The organism is Sediminicola arcticus (assembly GCF_040566695.1).
Lineage (GTDB): Bacteria > Bacteroidota > Bacteroidia > Flavobacteriales > Flavobacteriaceae > Sediminicola > Sediminicola arcticus.
Map to the genome: position 1 here is coordinate 83859 of NZ_JBEXAE010000003.1, position 17898 is coordinate 101756.

Consider the following 17898-nt stretch of genomic DNA (forward strand, 5'->3'; position numbering starts at 1 on the left):
CTTTATTTATATGATAGTCGACTTTCCAAGCCCAATATTTTCATAGTTGAAATTGAAGTCATCTTCTGAATCAATTATATTTTGGGATATAAAATCACCTACCTGACTAGTACCATAAGTACTGGAAGGATTGATATCCTTGGTGGATATGTTTTTTCTTAAGGCCTTATCAACTGCAACAATAATAGCCTGTGCTTCCTCATTTAAGCCAAAATGATTCAATAGCATTACTGCTGATAATATTGAGGCAATGGGGTTTGCTATGTTTTTCCCCTTTGCTTGTGTAAACGAGCCGTGGAATGGTTCAAACATAGCGTAATCGTTTCCTATCGAAGCCGAGGGCAATAGTCCTTTAGAACCGCATATGGCGCTGCTCTGATCGGAAAGAATATCCCCAAAAAGGTTGTCGGTTAGTATGACATCGAACTGTTTTGGATTTAACATAATTTGCATAGCTGCGTTATCGGCCAAAAGAAATTCCAAAGCAACCTCAGGATAACTTTCTCCTATTTTAGAAACCACCCTGCGCCATAGTCTAGAGGTCTCCAAGACATTGGCCTTATCGACTACAGTTAGTTTTTGCATTCTATTTTTTGCAGCCTTGAACGCTAAATGTGTTATTCTGCTTATTTCTTTTTCTGAATATTCACAAAGGTCTGAAGCTACCGTGCCATCAGCACTTAATTTTTTTTCGCCGAAATAGATTCCTCCAGTAAGCTCCCTGTAGATTACAAAATCTGTCCCTAAAATAATTTCCTTTTTTAGAGGAGATTTTTCTAAAAGGGTGGGAAATATTTTCACGGGTCTTATACTAGAAAAAAGATTCAACTCCTTACGCAGTTGCAATAGACCCTGCTCGGGTCTTACTTTTGCATATGGATTGTCATCATATTTTAAGGTCCCAATGGTTCCAAAAAGAATGGCATCTGAAGCCTTGCAAATCTCCAATGTTTCCTCCGGTAAGGGACTTCCTGTCTGATCCATTGCCACAGCCCCAATGGAGGCTTCGATGTACGAAAAATTGTGGTTAAAAGTTTCTTCTACAGCTCTAAGACATTTTACTGCTTGTGCCAATACTTCAGGACCAATACCATCCCCTGGTAATAGTGTTATATTTAGGTTCATTAAGCTACCTTTTCTATATTAATTGAACTGGATTGGATAATTTCATGAATATCTTCATCCATAATTTCTTTTTTGATATCTGCGTATTTTAGAAAATCCTCATAGATGACATCTAATTGAACTTTTGTAAGTTCATAACCAACCTTTTTTGATCGATAGGCCAATGCTGCTCTACCACTTCTAGCGGTAAGTACTATAGAAGATTCAGTGACTCCTACATCTTCTGGGTTCATTATTTCATAAGTCTCCCTATTTTTTATAACGCCATCTTGATGAATACCAGAACTATGCGCAAACGCATTGGAACCAACTATTGCTTTGTTGGGTTGTACGGGCATTCCCATTTTTTGAGAAACCATTAAACTCGTGTCATATAATAATTTACTATTGATATTTGTATCCAAGTTCAAGTAAGGATGCTGTCTTAATATCATAACCACTTCTTCCAAAGAAGTATTACCAGCTCTTTCACCAACACCGTTAATGGTACATTCAATTTGTCTTGCACCATTGATTACTCCAGCAATGGAGTTCGCTGTTGCCAATCCGAGGTCATTATGACAGTGACAGGATAATATGGCTTTATGGATGCCAGTAACATTATCCCTAAGATACTTAATTTTTGCTCCATATTCTTCGGGAAGGCAATATCCTGTTGTATCTGGAATATTTAGAACGGTAGCTCCGGCTTTTATAACTTCCTCGCAAATTCTTGCTAAAAAGTCATTATCAGTTCTTCCTGCATCTTCTGCGTAAAATTCTATGTCCTCAACAAATGTTTTTGCATATTTCACGGCATCTACAGCCCGTTCAATTATAGCCTCCCTGTTTGAATTAAACTTGTATTTGATATGGAAATCTGAGGTACCGATTCCTGTATGGATTCTTGGTTTTTTCGCGTATTTAAGCGCCTCAGCGGCTACTTCAATATCTTTTTTTACTGCTCTTGTTAGTCCACAAACAGTAGCATTTTGTACTAATTTTGAAATTTCACTTACAGAATTAAAATCTCCAGGGCTAGAAATTGGAAAGCCTGCTTCAATAACGTCTACACCTAATTCATCCAAACGCTCAGCTATAACAAGTTTTTGTTTTGTATCCAATTTACATCCCGGAACTTGTTCTCCATCTCTTAGTGTCGTATCAAATATTTGTATTTTATCTTTACTCATTATATTTGTGTAATTTTAGGTAAGCCGTACGAATATATGGCTACCTTAACCAATTGGTTAGAGCCTAAAAAATCATTTACAACGTTAAGTTACTTTTCGATATACATAAAACTCTGATTTACAGTTAATTAAATAATAATTATTACGATGACAACTGCACATAAAGATGCTTTGTTCGTGTTGGTAAAATCACTTTCCAAGTCAGAAAAGCGTCAATTTAAGCTTTACGTGGGCAGATTGGGGGTTAATACTGATGCCAAGTTTTTAGCCTTATTCAATCTACTGGATAAGATGAAGGATTATGATGAAAAGGCAATATTACATAGTGGAATTGTTAAAAAAACCCAGTTATCTAATCTTAAGGCACATCTCTATAAGCAAATATTGGTTAGTTTACGATTAAATCCAGTCAATCAAAATATACGGGTCCAGATTCGTGAACAACTTGATTTTGCAACTATTTTGTATCAAAAAGGATTATATAAACAAAGCTTAAAAATTCTCGATAAGGCCAAAAGTACTGCAATAGAGAACGAAGAGAAGAATATTGCCTATGAAATTGTGGAGCTAGAAAAAATTATTGAAACACAATATATTACACGAAGCATACCTGATAGGGCGGACGAATTGTCTATGCAGGCCAAAAGGCTTTCTGAGCTAAATGTAATCACTAGTAAGCTGTCTAACTTATCTTTACAATTGTACGGGATGATGTTAAAAGTTGGATACGTTAAAAGTGATGAAGAAATAAAGAAGGTAAAAAAGTATTTTGATGAACATTTGCCTGAGTACCACATGGAGGACCTCGGATTTAGGGAAAAACTTTGGCTTTACAAAGCGTATTTATGGTATAGTTTTTTGATACAGGATTTTCTTTCCTGCTATAAATATTCTAGCAAATGGGTAGATCTATTTTATGAAAATAGAGAGATGATCCATTTGAACCCTGTTTTCTTTTTAAAAGGCAATCACTATCTTCTAGAATCTTTGTTCTATGTAAAATACAGTTCACAATTTAAGGAAACCTTGGAAAAATTGGAGGCTATGGTTAATCGTGAAGAGTTTCCGAAAAACGATAATATTTCTTCTCTGGCCTTTCTTTATATTAATTCCAATAAGTTGAACCTTCATTTTATGGAGGGAACCTTTGAAAAAGGATTGTATTTGGTGAAAATAATTGAATATGGCATCAATAAACATAAAGAGCGAATAGATGAGCACCATGCCATGGTCTTTTACTATAAGATTGCCTGTTTATATTTTAGTATTGGTGATAATAAGACCTGTATTCAATACCTTAAAAAAATAATTAATAACAAAAACCTTAAAATGCGTGAAGATCTTATGTGCTTCGCGAGAGTTCTTAGTCTTGTAGCCCATTATGAGGCGGGAATGGATTATCATCTTGAAGTACAATTAAAGAGTACCTATAAGTTTTTATTAAAGATGAATGATCTACATGCGGTACAAAAAGAAATGATCAAATTCTTAAGAAACTTGGGTAATATCTATCCACACGAGCTAAAAGATGAATTCCAAAAACTTTATAATGAGCTTAGGAAATATGAGGACCATCCATTTGAGAAAAGGGCATTTTTGTATTTAGATATTCTTTCTTGGTTACAAAGCCATTTGGAAAATAGACCTGTGGCCCAAATAATTAGAGAAAAGGCCTTGGCTGTAACTAGATAAGTGAATTTGAGTTCAAAGAATCCACACATCGCCCACTTGCTCGAAATTAATTTAGCGATGCTCTTTGTGAGCACCTCTGGGGCTTTAGGCAGGTTTATACAATTACCTGTGCCAATTACTATTGCGTCTAGAGCTATTTTGGCGTTTTTTATTTTATATTTTTTTTGTAAATGGAAAGGTATATCCCTAGACATCAAAAAAAAAGATTGGCTCCCCATTTTAATGAGTGGGATATTTATGGGGTTACATTGGCTTACTTATTTCTATGCCTTAAAATTGTCTAATGTTGCTATTGGGATGCTGTCCCTTTTTACCTACCCAGTAATTACTTCCCTATTAGAGCCTATCTTATTAAAAACTAAATTTTTAAAAATTCACCTTTTATTGGGCATAATGGTTTTGGCTGGAATTTATTTTTTAGTTCCTAAGTTTGAAATGGGAAATTCCTATGCACTTGCCGTTGGAGTAGGGGTTTTATCTGCCCTTTTTTATGCCTTGAGAAACCTAGTGCTAAAGGCTAGGGTAAAAAATTATAATGGATCTGCACTTATGTGTTATCAAATGGTAATTGTAGGAGGGTTGTTATTTCCTGCATTTTTCTTTTTTGAAACCGATGGGGTTTCAAATCAATGGAAGGGACTATTAACACTTGCCTTGGTAACTACTGCCATTGGACATACCTTATTTTTGAATAGTTTTAAATATTTCTCCATAACAACCGCTAGCATTATAAGTAGTGTACAACCTGTTTATGGAATTATAATTGGAGCAATTTTTTTGGCAGAAATACCTTCTATAATGACCATTTTCGGCGGGGTATTAATCTTGGGTTCCGTGGTCATAGAAAGTGTTAGGACCTATAGATAAAACCATTAAAGGCAAGCATTCCAAATGGATTCATCAGGGGGAGGGGCAACTAACTTGAGCATTTCCTTTTTTACGGGATGAATAAATGATAGGCTCCTAGCGTGCAAATGGATACTGCCATCTTTATTGCTGCGATCAAAACCATATTTTAGATCTCCTTTGATTGGACATCCCAGCGCATTTAATTGTGCGCGTATCTGATGGTGCCTACCCGTTTTTAAATCAATTTCCAACAAAAAATAATTGTCTAATTTTTTTACCAAGGTATAGTCCAAAATAGCTTTTTTGCTATCTGGCACCTCATTTTTATGTGCGTATGATTTGTTCTGTTTGGTATTCCTTTTTAACCAATGAGTAAGGGTGGCGGAGGTGTTTTCTGGAGCGTTCTTTACAACCGCCCAATAGGTTTTCTTGGCATCCTTTTCAGCAAATAATTTATTAAGTCGCGGTAAGGCTTTTGATGATTTTGCAAAAACTACAATCCCCGACGTTGGCCTATCTAGTCTATGGGCAACCCCTAAATATACATTTCCAGGCTTGTTGTATTTTTCTTTAATGTATTCCTTGACCACCTCACTTAATGGGGCATCACCTGTTTTATCACCTTGAACAATATCTCCTGGCCTTTTATTAATGGCTATAAGATGATTGTCCTCGTATAGGACTTGAAGGTTTTTTGGTGTAGAAATTATTTTATCTTCCAAAATCAATTAATACTGTTCGTCTTCGTTAGGAAAATCCCTGCTTTTCACGTCCACTACATATCTAGAAATGGCATTTCCCATTTCTTCGTATAAATTCATATAACGTCTTAAAAATCGGGGATTAAATTCCTGAGTTATTCCCAAAAGATCATGGACCACCAATACTTGTCCATCCACTCCATTTCCTGCGCCTATGCCTATCACTGGAATATGAATGCTCTCGGCGACTTTCTTGGCCAATTCTGCAGGTATTTTTTCTAGGACAATGGCAAAACATCCTAATTTCTCTAACAATTTGGCATCATCTAAAAGTTTTTGGGCTTCCTCTTCTTCTTTAGCCCTGACGGTATAGGTTCCAAACTTGTAGATGGACTGTGGCGTAAGACCTAAATGTCCCATTACGGGAATACCGGCATTGAGAATTCTTTTCACAGACTCCTTTATTTCCATTCCTCCCTCAACCTTCACGGCATGTGCTCCGCTTTCCTTCATTATTCTAATGGCAGAGCGCAAGGCTTCCTTAGGATCACTCTGATAGCTTCCAAATGGAATGTCAACAACAACAAGCGCCCTTTTTACAGCACGAATGACGGAAGAGGCGTGATAGATCATTTGATCTAGAGTTATAGGTAGGGTAGTTTCATGACCGGCCATCACATTACTAGCTGAGTCCCCAACCAAAATGACATCCACATTGGCATCATCAACAATTTTCGCCATAGAAAAATCATAGGAAGTCAACATGGATATTCGTTCACCATTCCTTTTCATTTCTATCAAGGATTTTACGGTTACCCTTTTGTATTCTTTTTTGGCTACTGACATGAATTTTGGTTTAAGTTCATAAAAGTAAGGAGTTTTGTTTAAAACTTTAAAGGATTCTTAGTTTCGACTTAAAAAAAATTACCGTATTTTACAAATAGGGCTTTAAAAATCAAAAAATGAGAATAGTAATCTGTTTCTGCTTTTGTTTATTTGTTTTAAGTATTAAAGCCCAATCTTTGGAAGAGATTGCTGTAAAGCAAACCATTGAAACATTCTTTAAAGGGTTTCATGAACAAGATTCTTTAGTATTAAAAAGTGTGGTTTCGGATCAAGTGATCATTCAAACGATTGCTACTAAACAAGATAGTACCTTTGTTCGTTCTGAAAATTATAGTGATTTTTTGAAGCACATAGTAAGTATACCAGCAACCACAATGTTTAACGAAAAACTTTTATCTTTTAACATTCAAATTGATGGCGCCATGGCCAATGCCTGGACACCATACGAATTTTGGTTAAATGATGCCTTTAGCCATTGCGGGGTAAATTCCTTTCAATTGTTAAAGACGTCAAATACCTGGAAGATCATTTATCTTATAGACACAAGACGAAAGTCAGATTGTAAATAAAAATCAACAATCACTTAAATAAACACCCACAGCCAAGCCACCTTCAGAGGTCTCCTTGTATTTGGAGCTCATATCCTTGGCCGTTTCCCACATGGTGTTCACCACCTTATCCAAAGGAACCTTTGCATTTTCAGGGTTAGAGTCCATTGCCAATTCAGCGGCATTTATTGCTTTAATGGCTCCCATAGAATTTCGTTCAATACAGGGAATTTGAACCAAACCTCCAATGGGATCACAAGTAAGACCTAAATGATGTTCCATTGCAATTTCTGCAGCCATCAATGCTTGTTCGGGAGTACCTCCCATTAATTCTGTGAGCGCTCCAGCAGCCATAGCTGAAGAAACACCTATTTCTGCCTGACAGCCACCCATAGCAGCGGAAATGGTAGCCCCTTTTTTGAAAATACTACCTATTTCCCCAGCAATCATTAAAAACTTTTTTACATGTTCAAAGGTGGCATTGTGGTTTTCAATGACCAAATAGTACATTAATACGGCTGGTATTACTCCTGCACTTCCATTGGTAGGTGCGGTTACTACTCTGCCTAGGGAGGCATTTACTTCATTTACGCTCAAGGCAAAACAGCTTACCCATTTTAAAATTTGTCTAAATTTAACTTCGGTCTGCCGGATAGTTTCTAACCATTCTTGAGGAGTAGAATATGATATTTCTCCTTTTAAGCTTTGGCAAATGTCAAAGGCACGGCGTCTCACATTTAAGCCACCGGGTAAATGTCCTTCGGTATGGCACCCTATGTACATGCATTCTAGCATGGTATCCCAAATGCGCTGTAATTCCCTATCTATTTCAGCATCTGTTCGTAACGACCTTTCATTTTCCAAAACCAATTCTGAAATGGACTTCTTTTCCTGTTTACAAAAGGCTAGAAGCTCTGTTCCCTTGATTACCGGAAAAGGAAAGGTTTTAAATACCTTTAAATTTTGTTTGGCATTTTCTCGTTCTTCTTTAACTACAAATCCTCCACCAATGGAATAGTAGGTTTCTTCAATTTTTTCCCCTGAGCTTAATGTGGCTGAAAATAACATACCATTGGCATGGAAAGGTAAAAATTGCTTTTCAAAAACAATATCCTGCTTTGCGTCAAAAGAAATTTCCTTTTCGCTATTAAGGTTCAAAATCCCAGTAGATTTTATTTCCTCAACAATACCACCTATATCTTCAATGGGAATATACTCTGGGTCGGCACCCGTTAAGCCCAGCATAATGGCTAAATCTGTTGCATGTCCTTTTCCTGTTAACGACAAAGAACCGTAGATATGAACCTTGATGGAAGCAATGTGGTCAAAAAAGCCATCCTCTTTCAATTCTTTTATCCATCTTTCTGCCGCCCGCCAAGGCCCAAGAGTGTGGGAGCTAGACGGACCAATACCTATTTTAAGCATGTCGAAGGTGCTAATACATTCCATTTACGCAATCGATTAAGTTGACAACAAATATATGTTTCTCTAAGACAAAAATGAATGAGAAATTGGTTAATTACAATTAAAGCTTCATAGACTTATATAAGTTAGGTTGAATCAGTAAAATACGATTATTGTTCTTAATGGGGTTAATGCCCCGTGTTCAGCGCGCTATATATGCCATATATTCAAAAGTGCACGTGCAAAGTACAATTAAAGGCCTTTGATGTCACTCTGCTTTACCGTAATCTGACACCTTGTCATATTTTTTTTCATGGCATAATCATTGTCCTCTAGCTATGAAATAAAAAGGAATTTTCAACACAATAAAAACATAAACATGAGTAAGATTATTGGAATCGATTTGGGAACCACCAACTCTTGCGTTTCCGTAATGGAAGGTAACGAGCCTGTAGTTATCCCAAATGCAGAAGGAAAAAGAACAACCCCATCCGTTATTGCTTTCGTAGAAGGCGGAGAAATTAAGGTAGGTGACCCTGCAAAACGTCAGGCGATTACAAACCCAACTAAAACCATTTACTCTATTAAGAGATTTATGGGGAATAAATATTCTGAATCCAGTAAGGAGGCAGGAAGAGTACCTTATAAAGTGGTTAAGGGAGATAACGATACACCAAGAGTTGATATTGATGGACGTTTGTATTCTCCACAAGAATTATCCGCTATGATTCTTCAGAAAATGAAGAAAACAGCAGAAGACTACTTGGGGCAGACAGTAACAAGAGCGGTAATTACTGTTCCTGCTTACTTTAACGATGCTCAAAGACAGGCAACGAAGGAAGCTGGTGAGATTGCTGGTCTTACGGTAGAACGTATTATCAATGAGCCAACAGCTGCATCTTTAGCTTATGGTTTGGATAAAAAAGATAAAGAGCAGAAAATTGTTGTATTCGACTTCGGTGGTGGTACACATGATGTTTCTGTATTAGAATTGGGAGATGGCGTATTCGAGGTACTTTCAACAGATGGTGATACACACCTTGGAGGTGATGATGTTGACCAAAAAATTATTGATTGGTTGGCAGACGAATTCAATAAAGAAGAAGGAATAGATTTGCGTAAAGACGCTATGGCTTTACAACGTTTACGTGAGGCTGCAGAGAAAGCTAAGATAGAATTATCTTCTTCTGCCCAAACAGAAATAAACTTACCGTATGTGACAGCTACTGCTTCTGGACCAAAGCATTTGGTTCGTACGATGTCTAGAGCTAAATTCGAGCAATTGATAGATGATTTAGTAAAAAGAACTATAGCCCCTTGCGAAAACGCCCTAAAAGCGGCTGGTTTATCTAAAAGCGATATCGATGAAATTATCTTGGTGGGTGGTTCTACAAGAATACCCGCTGTTCAGGAAGCTGTGGAAAAGTTCTTCGGAAAAAAACCATCGAAAGGTGTTAATCCTGACGAAGTTGTTGCCGTAGGAGCCGCAATTCAAGGTGGTGTATTAACAGGAGATGTTAAAGATGTACTTTTATTGGATGTAACACCATTGTCTTTGGGTATAGAGACTATGGGAGGTGTATTGACCAAGTTGATTGAGTCTAACACAACTATTCCTACCAAAAAGTCACAGGTTTTCTCAACAGCGGCAGATAATCAGCCTTCTGTAGAAATTCATGTACTACAGGGAGAAAGACCAATGGCAACGGACAATAAAACAATCGGAAGATTCCATTTGGACGGTATTCCACCAGCACAAAGAGGAACACCTCAGATTGAAGTTACTTTTGATATAGATGCCAATGGTATCATTAAAGTATCGGCTACAGATAAAGCTACTAACAAATCGCAAGATATCCGGATCGAGGCTTCTTCTGGCTTGACTGAAGAAGAAATCAAGAAGATGAAAGCTGAAGCGGAAGCCAATGCTGAATCAGACAAAAAAGCTAAGGAAACTGCTGATAAGTTGAATGAAGCAGATGGAATGATCTTCCAAACTGAAAAGCAATTGAAAGAATTTGGTGAAAAATTATCTGATGATAAAAAGAAACCAATTGAAGATGCTTTAGAAGAATTGAAAAAGGCGCACGAAGCCAAGGATTTAGCCATGATCACTCCAGCTTTGGATAAAATAAATGAAGCATGGAAAGTAGCCTCTGAAGAAATGTACAAGGCACAAGCAGAAGGACAACAAGAAGGCACTTCACCTAATGGTGAAGCAAGTGCAGATGCAGAAGCCAAAGAAGGCGATAATGTAGAAGATGTTGACTTCGAAGAAGTAAAATAAATAATACAAATAGGTATGTTGATTTTAAAATCAATTCACTTTTAAAAGAAAAGGGGCGAAGCAATTCGCCCCTTTTTTATTTGATCTTCTTTTCTTTTTATTTTGGTATAATATCGACTAATTTTGACCTATGTCACAAAATTACAAATCAATCTTTTTGGGGGTATTAATTGGGTTTACAATGCTGTTGAATGCCTATTCCTTATGTTCCCAAGAGATTACTATTTTTAAGTATACAGATTTCGACCTTAAAGGACCGGTGAAATCCTGTTTGGTAGTAACTGATTATGGAAAAGAGGAGTATCAATTTAATCAAGATGGTCTACTTACCCAATCTATTACCCGTTATAACTATGATGATTACGATATTACCCTCTATAAATATACCAATGGACAACTAAAAGAAAAACGATTTGAAAATTATAGGGATGGTGTTTTCGATAGAAATACTTCCATAGCAAATATTTATTCCATAGATACCACCGAAAATAAAAAAATAACAGAAAAAATAATTTCCTACAATAAGGAATTTCTGGATCAGTATGAATATTTTTATGATAAGGATGATCAATTAGTGAAGATAATAAGAATCAATAATGATGGTATAGATGAAACGTTGGTAAAGCATATAAACGTTGAAGGAGAGCTAACCTCTTCTTATTTTTTAAATACAGTATTGCTGAAAACAATAAGGATAACGGAAACAAAATCTAAAACAAATACCAAAAGGAAAGTTAAGCTAGTTACAGATTTTTTGGACGGAGAACCCAACACAGCCAAGGAAGAAATCTTTAATGCAAAAGACAAGCTTATAATAGAGACCAATTTCGTCTATGACAAAAAAGCGAATAAATTATTACTAAAGGAAACAAAAACGTATACCTATACCGAAGCCGGCATGTTGCTAGAATTACGAACAAAAATAGGTCAGGGTATATCCTTAAAAAAGTATATTTATCAATTTGATAATACCGCAAGCGGTAACTGGGTTAAGCAAATAGTAACCCCAGATAACACCTATATTACAAGAAAGATTCAATATTTTAGTCCAAAATGATCCTAGGTAAAATTTAATAGTTTAACAAAAAGGGCTGTGCAACTGCACAGCCCTTTTTGTTTTTTCGCTGTACCTTTCTTTTATTGCTTAATACATTTAGTAAGGACTTCTACCGCTTGTTTTTGCAACGTTAAAGCTTGATCTATATAGAATTTTCTTGTAGTTTCCAATGTCTCACTCCTCAATACTGATTCATCTCGCGTTACATTCCAATTTATGTAGGCTTCTTTGTTGGAACAGTTAAAAACAGTTATGATATCTTTGAATTTGGTTCCATATTCCATAAGCGAAATCTCCACCATTCTTTTAAGTTTCAGTTGCTCTTCATATTCCAGTTCTCTTGCACGCTGCATTTCAAGACCTAAAAGTTTTTGCTTTTCTATTTTTCCTTGTAACATTCGTTGTTGCTCCAATAACTGTTGTTGTTGCTGTTCTAATTGTTGTTGCTGTTCTTTTAAGCCATTTTTTTCTATTTGGATTGCATTGGATGAAGTATCTGCTATAGCGATATCTCCCATATTATAGGCTACACTAGGGGTTGAACTGGTACAAACATCAAAAGCATTTATTAAGGATTGTAATTCCTCATAAGCTTTTTTTGCAAAATACCTTCCTTTATCCCAATCTTCTGGATCAGCAGATTTTTTTAAATCTACGAGCCCATTAAGTATAAAGTCCATAGAATTTTCGCAACCACAATTTTCAGCTAATCCTTTTGTTTTCTCCAATGCGTCAATGGCTCTGTCCGCGTAGTACCTCTGATGGTCAAAATTATTGGATTCCAATGATTTTTTAGTGTGACTTAAGGCATAGGTTGCCGTGGAGTAGGCTTCACCACAATTTGCAAATATTGGAGTATTCAAAAAAAGAAATGAAATTAATAATAGAAATGATCTGTTCATAATGTTGGGGTTATTCTTCTATGTCTAATCCTGCAAGAAGGAAATAATATTTCAAAAATGAAAAAATATGTGGTCAACACAGGACAAATTGTGGTGAACTCAGGTATTTTGAAGTGTGTTAATGTTTTTTAAACAAGCTCAAAACAGGGTTAATGGCTTTTATCAATTATCATAATGCTTTTATAAGCAGAACTTATTTATTTTGGCACGCCTTTATTGAGCAAAAAAAGGGCGCTAGCCCTTTATATTTGATAGGAAAATCTATTGGATTTTGCCTTTTAAAGGATTACCCCATCAACGGTGCATCTTAAATTTTTCCTTTCATTTTCCTTTCGTATCTGTATTTTATAAACTTTCTTGACATGTTTTGAATCTACATAATAGGAAACCAAATAGGCATCTTTAAATACAATCCAATTGGGATACTTTTTGGCAATATTATTTCTAATGGTTGGGGGAAGGTTTAGATTGGTAAATCTTTCAAAAGAAGATACGATTTTACCGTTTTTATCATATGTTGCTATGATACTTCCACTTGTTTGTTTAAAGATGACCTCATACCCTTCATGGTGCCCATCATAGATACTTGCTTCTGTCACATCAAATCTAGCGGCAGTATTTTCCAGCTTTTTGACCATCGCTGGAGTTTCTTTATCCTGAACTTTTCTTAAATAGGTAGTATTTAGCGGTGTAACAGTAACTCCTATTAATTTTACTTCTTTGAAATCGATAATGGTAGGAATCTCTTGTGAATAGATTAGGCTGGTTAGACCTAAATAAAGTAGACCGAATAATACATTTTTCATGATGATTTTTCTTTAAAGATTAATAATGAAAACTAAATTGTCAATAGAACTTGACTAATTATTGTATTATCCTAATGTTCGGGGGGCAGTGGATTTATTTTAGAACAATCACTAGCCTTTTACTATTACTAATATACATCTAAGTATGTATTTTGCTAAGCTACTTTAGTAGCTTTTCTAATTATTTTAACAATTTAATTACGTTTTTTTTAATTTATTTCTCAGATAATTTATAAAATGAATAGGCGGACAATTGGTCCGCCCATCATAGTATTAAAGGTCTAAAAAAATGATGAAATAGTTTCATCTCATCATCTATAATATATTGCCATCCACATCACACTTCAGGTTTAATTTTTGGTTTTCTTTCCTAAGCTGTACCCGATATATTTTTCTAATGTCATCGGTGCCTTCATAATAAGAAACCAAGTATGCATCTTTGAAGACTGTCCATCCGGGATATTCTTTGTAAAGACTATTCCTTACAGGAGCAGGAAGCGTTAAATTTGTAAACTTTTCAAAAGAGGTTAGGATTTGGCCATCTTTGTCGTAAGTGGCAATAATTCGTCCATTGGTCTGCTCGAAGATAACTTCATAGGCCTCATGGTTGCCATCGTAGATATCAGACATGGTAAGATCATATCTAGCGGCTGTATTTTCCAATTGTACCACTCTCTCCGGAGTTGAAGGGTCTTGGACCTTATTCAAATAGTTAGAGTTCATGTTTTTAACTGTAACTCCAGTTAATTTCACTTCTTCTACGTCAGCATTCTTGACGTCGTTAGCAGGCTTGTCTTGTGCGTAGGATAGGCTGGTAAGACCCAGAAATAATAAACCGGTTAAAACATTTTTCATGATGATATATATTTAAAGGTTAATAAACAAAACTAATTGGCCAATGTAGCTTGGCTAAGTATTGTTATAACCTGAAGAGGGGGGAATGGGCTTCGAGTAAAAGAATAGTTAGCCATTCACTACAGCCAAAGTACACCCAACTTTCAATTACTAATGCTACCTAAGTAGCAAAACAGGATTTATGTTGTAAATCACTATGAAAAATTGGTAAAAAAGGTAGAATCAATAGAGTTATACTTTTTTGACCATTAATTTTTTTTCTAGAAGCTTTTTATTCGTTATGGTAATTTTTTTTCTCGTGACCTCCAATATTCCTTCCTCTTTAAAATTTTGAATGTGACGGTTTACTACTGCTCTAGTTGTTCCAATTAATGCGCCAATTTCTGTGTGCGAAAGCCCGAGTATAGTTTCGAAATATATAGAAGATTTGTCCATATTATTATATAATAAACGAGCCAAACGTGTTGGAATGTCTTCTAGCGCAACATTGATGATATACCTTTCTAAAATATTTATCTTTTCAGCGGTGTAGGCTAAAAATGACTTATATACTAGGGGGTTTTCTTTCATCCATTCTTTCACTTTGGAAACAGGAATATTTAAAACTTCTGAATTTTCCAAAACTTCATAATACACTTTATGTATGCCACAGTCCATTAAGGAGAATATATCAAAGACGTCGTTATCTTTTAATAGGAATAAGGTAAGCAAGCGATCATTAAAAGAATCAAAGTGATACACCTTTATTTTACCTGAAATCAGAATATGAAATGTGTATTGGGTGTGACTAGTATCTAGGATACAGGTTTTTTTAGGCCAATTTTGAGCGGTTGAAATTTCTAATAATTGGGTGAGGGAATTGTGCGCGACATCATTAAAGAGTCTACTCTCTATTAAGGTTTCATAATAATGGCGATATTTTTCTAATCCTATATTCATTATTTCTGCCGTTTAAAACTTAAATTACAAAGGAAAATTCAATGTATTCCCTTGAGTAAAAATTGCTTATAACTGGGTTTAGTAATTATGTGGGAGGAATAAATTCTATATCTTCTGACACGAATTATGAGCCACAATTTACAAAAAAATAATCGAATAAAGTTTTTAAAATAATAGGATCTGCTGAGTAATTATCAAATTAATCATTTGTGAATCAATTATTTATAGAAAATAAACAACCTATAGGTTATAGGTTATAGGTCATGGTTTAAGGTGAACATAAATTAAAAAACCCAAACCTTATTAGTTGATGATAATTTAATATGAAAAAGCAATTATATAAAAGTTCAATTATAAAAGTGATTACTACTGTGCAGGTGATATAAAATTTAAATGGATAAGACTGTTTAAAGAGCATTGATGATTTCTTTTTTCACATCATGTCCACCTTTAAAATATAGTTTATTAGCCTTTCCTTGAAAGACATTTTCAATTTTGATAGTTTCTAGTGATATTCTTTCGGCGCTCAAATATGGATCCTGATCACCTAGTACATACGTGACTTTTGACCTATTCGTTTCTAGATGGGAAAAATCGGATTGGGTTAGTTCCTGTGGCAGGCTTCCTGCATAGAGCACTAAATGCTTACAATTTATTTTTCTTTTTGCCACCCATCTCGCAGCTATAGAGACTCCTTGAGAGAAACCGAGAACTATTAATTCACAATGCTCAGGAATTTCTTCGTTTTTATATACGGTATCTATATAATGAAGAACATTGTCAATGCCCTCCTTTGTATTGTTTTTTGTTAACCAACACGCCCCAACATGTGTATAGGAATTATTAAGATAATATTTGGATTGAGCCTGAGGGGCTACGATATAATTTTCCTCAGACGGCAACTCATTAAAATAACGTAGAAAATAAGTGCTTAAGTGGCCAATTCCATGAAATACTATCCAAACTCTTTTGGTGTTTTCCGTAAGCTCGTTTAAAGTGCTATAAGAGTTTGCAATGGTGTAGGTTACTTTTTTTTCTTTAGATGTCATGATTTAAATTTACAATTATAATCACTTTTTATGGTGTCTTTAGAACATTTAAAATGAATAAGAATGATCATATACATAATAGAATCCTTAATTTCACAAAAACTTTATTATGAACGAATACAAGGAAAAAATACTGCGTATCTGCAATGAGAACTCAAAAAATACATTGATGGAAACATTAGAAATTGAATATGTAGATGTGGGAGAAAATTTCTTGGTAGGTAAAATGCCTGTAACCTCAAAAGTATACCAACCAGACGGTGTATTGCATGGTGGGGCAATGGTGGCTTTGGCAGAGAGTGTTGGAAGTGCCGCATCTTATATATTTTTAAATGCACAGGATTTTTTTATTCGGGGAATTGAAATATCTGCAAACCATGTAAAAAGCATTAAAGAAGGAGATGTGTTCGCCAAGGCTACTATCATGCACAAAGGACGTACCACTCAAGTATGGGATATTAAGATTACTGATAAGGACGATAACTTAATATCACTATGTAAATTAACCACTTTAGCATTGCCGAAAAAGTAATATGTTTCAACAACTTTTACAGCGTATTGAAGAACAGCTTCTTCAAGAAAAACCTTTGGTTGTTTATAGAAAACCAAGCCAAAAAATGGTGAAGGGAATTTTTCAATCTGATTCCAAAATTCACTATTGTATTGATTTTAAGGAAACTGGTTTTGTTTTTGCTCCTTTTAACGAAAAAGGCGAAGTAATTCTCATTCCTATAGATGAATTGGTTCAGTCCCAATTTGAACCAAGCGAACATTCTATCTCTCTAAACAATAAATCCCAAATAGATTACCCTTCAACGGATATAGATGAAAAGAATTTTCATATTCAATTGGTAGCAAAGGCAATTGATGAAATCAAGAAAGGGAGGTTTAAAAAAGTTGTTCTTTCTAGGCTAATGTCAGCAACATTCCAAGGTGCACCTCTTCAATTGTTTTTGAAATTACTGAATACCTATACGGAAGCATTTTGTTATATGTGGTACCACCCAAAAGTAGGACTTTGGTTGGGAGCCACTCCCGAGGTGTTAGTTAATATTCAAAATAAGCAGATACAGACTATGTCCTTGGCAGGGACACAACCATATACTGGAGATCCCGATCCTGATTGGAAAAAGAAAGAACGAGAGGAGCAATCCATGGTCACCAATTATATCACCAATGCTTTAAAGAGTTTAGTGACTAATTTGTATATATCAGAGACAGAATCTCTCCGAGCAGGTAGTTTAATGCATTTGCGGACCAAAATAACTGGGAGGTTGAAGGTTTTAGACATTAAAAAACTAGTTAAACTACTACATCCTACTCCCGCGGTAGGCGGACTTCCAAAAAGTGAGGCATATGATTTTATTACGGCTAATGAAAATTACAATAGGGAATTTTACACGGGATATCTCGGGGAGCTTAATTTTAAGGAAGAAATTGAAAGAGCGTCCAGTAATAGGAATATAGAGAATAAGGCTTATAGATCTATTCATACTAAAACGGACCTTTTTGTGAATTTGCGTTGTATGCAAATAGTAGGTCATAATGCAACTATTTATGTTGGAGGTGGCATTACCACAGATTCTATTCCAGAGCAAGAATGGGGAGAAACAGTTAACAAAAGTGCCACGATGTTAAAAGTAATCCAAAATAGATAGTAATACCT

17 protein-coding genes are annotated in these 17898 nt (G+C 35.4%); 7 read left to right on the plus strand and 10 right to left on the minus strand.

All coding sequences use genetic code 11. The features are described from left to right. Positions 1–6 precede the first annotated feature (6 nt). Positions 7–1125: a 3-isopropylmalate dehydrogenase gene (leuB, locus tag ABXZ36_RS07040; protein WP_354614800.1), complete on the minus strand. Its 1119-nt coding sequence runs from the start codon at positions 1123–1125 to the stop codon at positions 7–9. Next, entirely contained in the window at positions 1125–2297 is a 1173-nt protein-coding gene (locus ABXZ36_RS07045) for a 2-isopropylmalate synthase (RefSeq protein ID WP_354614801.1), read from the minus strand. The genes leuB and ABXZ36_RS07045 overlap by 1 nt, the downstream gene beginning before the upstream one ends. Positions 2298–2444: 147 nt before the next feature. Between ABXZ36_RS07045 and ABXZ36_RS07050 the strand changes: the two genes are divergently transcribed. Continuing rightward, on the plus strand, positions 2445–3989 hold the full coding sequence (locus ABXZ36_RS07050) for a hypothetical protein (RefSeq protein ID WP_354614802.1): 1545 nt from the start codon (positions 2445–2447) through the stop codon (positions 3987–3989). A 6-nt stretch (positions 3990–3995) separates the two neighbouring features. Beyond that, entirely contained in the window at positions 3996–4856 is an 861-nt protein-coding gene (locus ABXZ36_RS07055) for a DMT family transporter (RefSeq protein ID WP_435602212.1), read from the plus strand. A gap of 5 nt (positions 4857–4861) precedes the next feature. Here ABXZ36_RS07055 and ABXZ36_RS07060 read toward each other — a convergent pair whose 3' ends face one another. After that, positions 4862–5560, minus strand: coding sequence for an RluA family pseudouridine synthase (locus ABXZ36_RS07060; RefSeq protein ID WP_354614804.1), 699 nt, complete (start codon positions 5558–5560; stop codon positions 4862–4864). Between the two features lie 6 nt (positions 5561–5566). Further along, positions 5567–6385 carry a 3-methyl-2-oxobutanoate hydroxymethyltransferase gene (gene panB / locus ABXZ36_RS07065; RefSeq protein WP_354614805.1) on the minus strand — a complete coding sequence of 273 codons (819 nt, stop codon included), beginning with the start codon at positions 6383–6385 and terminating at the stop codon, positions 5567–5569. Between the two features lie 116 nt (positions 6386–6501). On the opposite strand from panB, the gene ABXZ36_RS07070 reads away from it, so the two are divergent. Beyond that, positions 6502–6954 (plus strand): nuclear transport factor 2 family protein, encoded by a 453-nt coding sequence (locus ABXZ36_RS07070; protein WP_354614806.1) that lies wholly within the window; start codon positions 6502–6504, stop codon positions 6952–6954. A gap of 3 nt (positions 6955–6957) precedes the next feature. Here ABXZ36_RS07070 and ABXZ36_RS07075 read toward each other — a convergent pair whose 3' ends face one another. Continuing rightward, the gene (locus ABXZ36_RS07075) at positions 6958–8382 is read right to left on the minus strand and encodes an L-serine ammonia-lyase (RefSeq protein ID WP_354614807.1); all 1425 of its coding nucleotides are present in this window, start codon (positions 8380–8382) and stop codon (positions 6958–6960) included. Between the two features lie 334 nt (positions 8383–8716). Here ABXZ36_RS07075 and dnaK point away from each other — a divergent pair, with 334 nt between their 5' ends. Both dnaK and ABXZ36_RS07085 read left to right on the plus strand, forming a co-directional pair. Beyond that, positions 8717–10624, plus strand: coding sequence for a molecular chaperone DnaK (gene dnaK, locus ABXZ36_RS07080; protein WP_354614808.1), 1908 nt, complete (start codon positions 8717–8719; stop codon positions 10622–10624). A gap of 130 nt (positions 10625–10754) precedes the next feature. Beyond that, on the plus strand, positions 10755–11681 hold the full coding sequence (locus tag ABXZ36_RS07085; protein WP_354614809.1) for a hypothetical protein: 927 nt from the start codon (positions 10755–10757) through the stop codon (positions 11679–11681). Positions 11682–11761: 80 nt separating this feature from the next. Here the strand turns inward: ABXZ36_RS07085 and ABXZ36_RS07090 are convergent, their stop codons facing one another. The 5 genes from ABXZ36_RS07090 to ABXZ36_RS07110 all read right to left on the minus strand — a co-directional run bounded on the left by ABXZ36_RS07090 (position 11762) and on the right by ABXZ36_RS07110 (position 16232). Continuing rightward, positions 11762–12583: a hypothetical protein gene (locus ABXZ36_RS07090; protein ID WP_354614810.1), complete on the minus strand. Its 822-nt coding sequence runs from the start codon at positions 12581–12583 to the stop codon at positions 11762–11764. Between the two features lie 278 nt (positions 12584–12861). After that, positions 12862–13389, minus strand: a complete 528-nt coding sequence (locus tag ABXZ36_RS07095) for a hypothetical protein (RefSeq protein WP_354614811.1) — start codon at positions 13387–13389, stop codon at positions 12862–12864. A gap of 315 nt (positions 13390–13704) precedes the next feature. Beyond that, on the minus strand, positions 13705–14244 hold the full coding sequence (locus ABXZ36_RS07100; RefSeq protein ID WP_354614812.1) for a hypothetical protein: 540 nt from the start codon (positions 14242–14244) through the stop codon (positions 13705–13707). A 231-nt stretch (positions 14245–14475) separates the two neighbouring features. After that, entirely contained in the window at positions 14476–15183 is a 708-nt protein-coding gene (locus tag ABXZ36_RS07105) for a Crp/Fnr family transcriptional regulator (protein ID WP_354614813.1), read from the minus strand. A gap of 407 nt (positions 15184–15590) precedes the next feature. After that, a complete protein-coding gene (locus ABXZ36_RS07110; RefSeq protein WP_354614814.1) occupies positions 15591–16232 on the minus strand; it encodes an alpha/beta hydrolase in 642 nt (213 codons plus the stop codon). A 109-nt stretch (positions 16233–16341) separates the two neighbouring features. On the opposite strand from ABXZ36_RS07110, the gene ABXZ36_RS07115 reads away from it, so the two are divergent. Both ABXZ36_RS07115 and ABXZ36_RS07120 read left to right on the plus strand, forming a co-directional pair. Next, on the plus strand, positions 16342–16764 hold the full coding sequence (locus ABXZ36_RS07115; protein ID WP_354614815.1) for a PaaI family thioesterase: 423 nt from the start codon (positions 16342–16344) through the stop codon (positions 16762–16764). 1 nt (position 16765) lies between these two features. After that, entirely contained in the window at positions 16766–17890 is a 1125-nt protein-coding gene (locus tag ABXZ36_RS07120; RefSeq protein ID WP_354614816.1) for a chorismate-binding protein, read from the plus strand. The last annotated feature ends 8 nt before the right edge of the window (positions 17891–17898 follow it).

Bases quoted from the DNA above. Each gene is read 5' to 3' on its own strand.
- leuB (WP_354614800.1), bottom strand. From the start codon at position 1,125: ATGAACCTAAATATAACACTATTACCAGGGGATGGTATTGGTCCTGAA.
- ABXZ36_RS07045 (WP_354614801.1), bottom strand. From the start codon at position 2,297: ATGAGTAAAGATAAAATACAAATATTTGATACGACACTAAGAGATGGA.
- ABXZ36_RS07050 (WP_354614802.1), top strand. From the start codon at position 2,445: ATGACAACTGCACATAAAGATGCTTTGTTCGTGTTGGTAAAATCACTT.
- panB (WP_354614805.1), bottom strand. From the start codon at position 6,385: ATGTCAGTAGCCAAAAAAGAATACAAAAGGGTAACCGTAAAATCCTTG.
- ABXZ36_RS07070 (WP_354614806.1), top strand. From the start codon at position 6,502: ATGAGAATAGTAATCTGTTTCTGCTTTTGTTTATTTGTTTTAAGTATT.
- ABXZ36_RS07075 (WP_354614807.1), bottom strand. From the start codon at position 8,382: ATGGAATGTATTAGCACCTTCGACATGCTTAAAATAGGTATTGGTCCG.
- dnaK (WP_354614808.1), top strand. From the start codon at position 8,717: ATGAGTAAGATTATTGGAATCGATTTGGGAACCACCAACTCTTGCGTT.
- ABXZ36_RS07085 (WP_354614809.1), top strand. From the start codon at position 10,755: ATGTCACAAAATTACAAATCAATCTTTTTGGGGGTATTAATTGGGTTT.
- ABXZ36_RS07090 (WP_354614810.1), bottom strand. From the start codon at position 12,583: ATGAACAGATCATTTCTATTATTAATTTCATTTCTTTTTTTGAATACT.
- ABXZ36_RS07095 (WP_354614811.1), bottom strand. From the start codon at position 13,389: ATGAAAAATGTATTATTCGGTCTACTTTATTTAGGTCTAACCAGCCTA.
- ABXZ36_RS07100 (WP_354614812.1), bottom strand. From the start codon at position 14,244: ATGAAAAATGTTTTAACCGGTTTATTATTTCTGGGTCTTACCAGCCTA.
- ABXZ36_RS07105 (WP_354614813.1), bottom strand. From the start codon at position 15,183: ATGAATATAGGATTAGAAAAATATCGCCATTATTATGAAACCTTAATA.
- ABXZ36_RS07110 (WP_354614814.1), bottom strand. From the start codon at position 16,232: ATGACATCTAAAGAAAAAAAAGTAACCTACACCATTGCAAACTCTTAT.
- ABXZ36_RS07115 (WP_354614815.1), top strand. From the start codon at position 16,342: ATGAACGAATACAAGGAAAAAATACTGCGTATCTGCAATGAGAACTCA.
- ABXZ36_RS07120 (WP_354614816.1), top strand. From the start codon at position 16,766: ATGTTTCAACAACTTTTACAGCGTATTGAAGAACAGCTTCTTCAAGAA.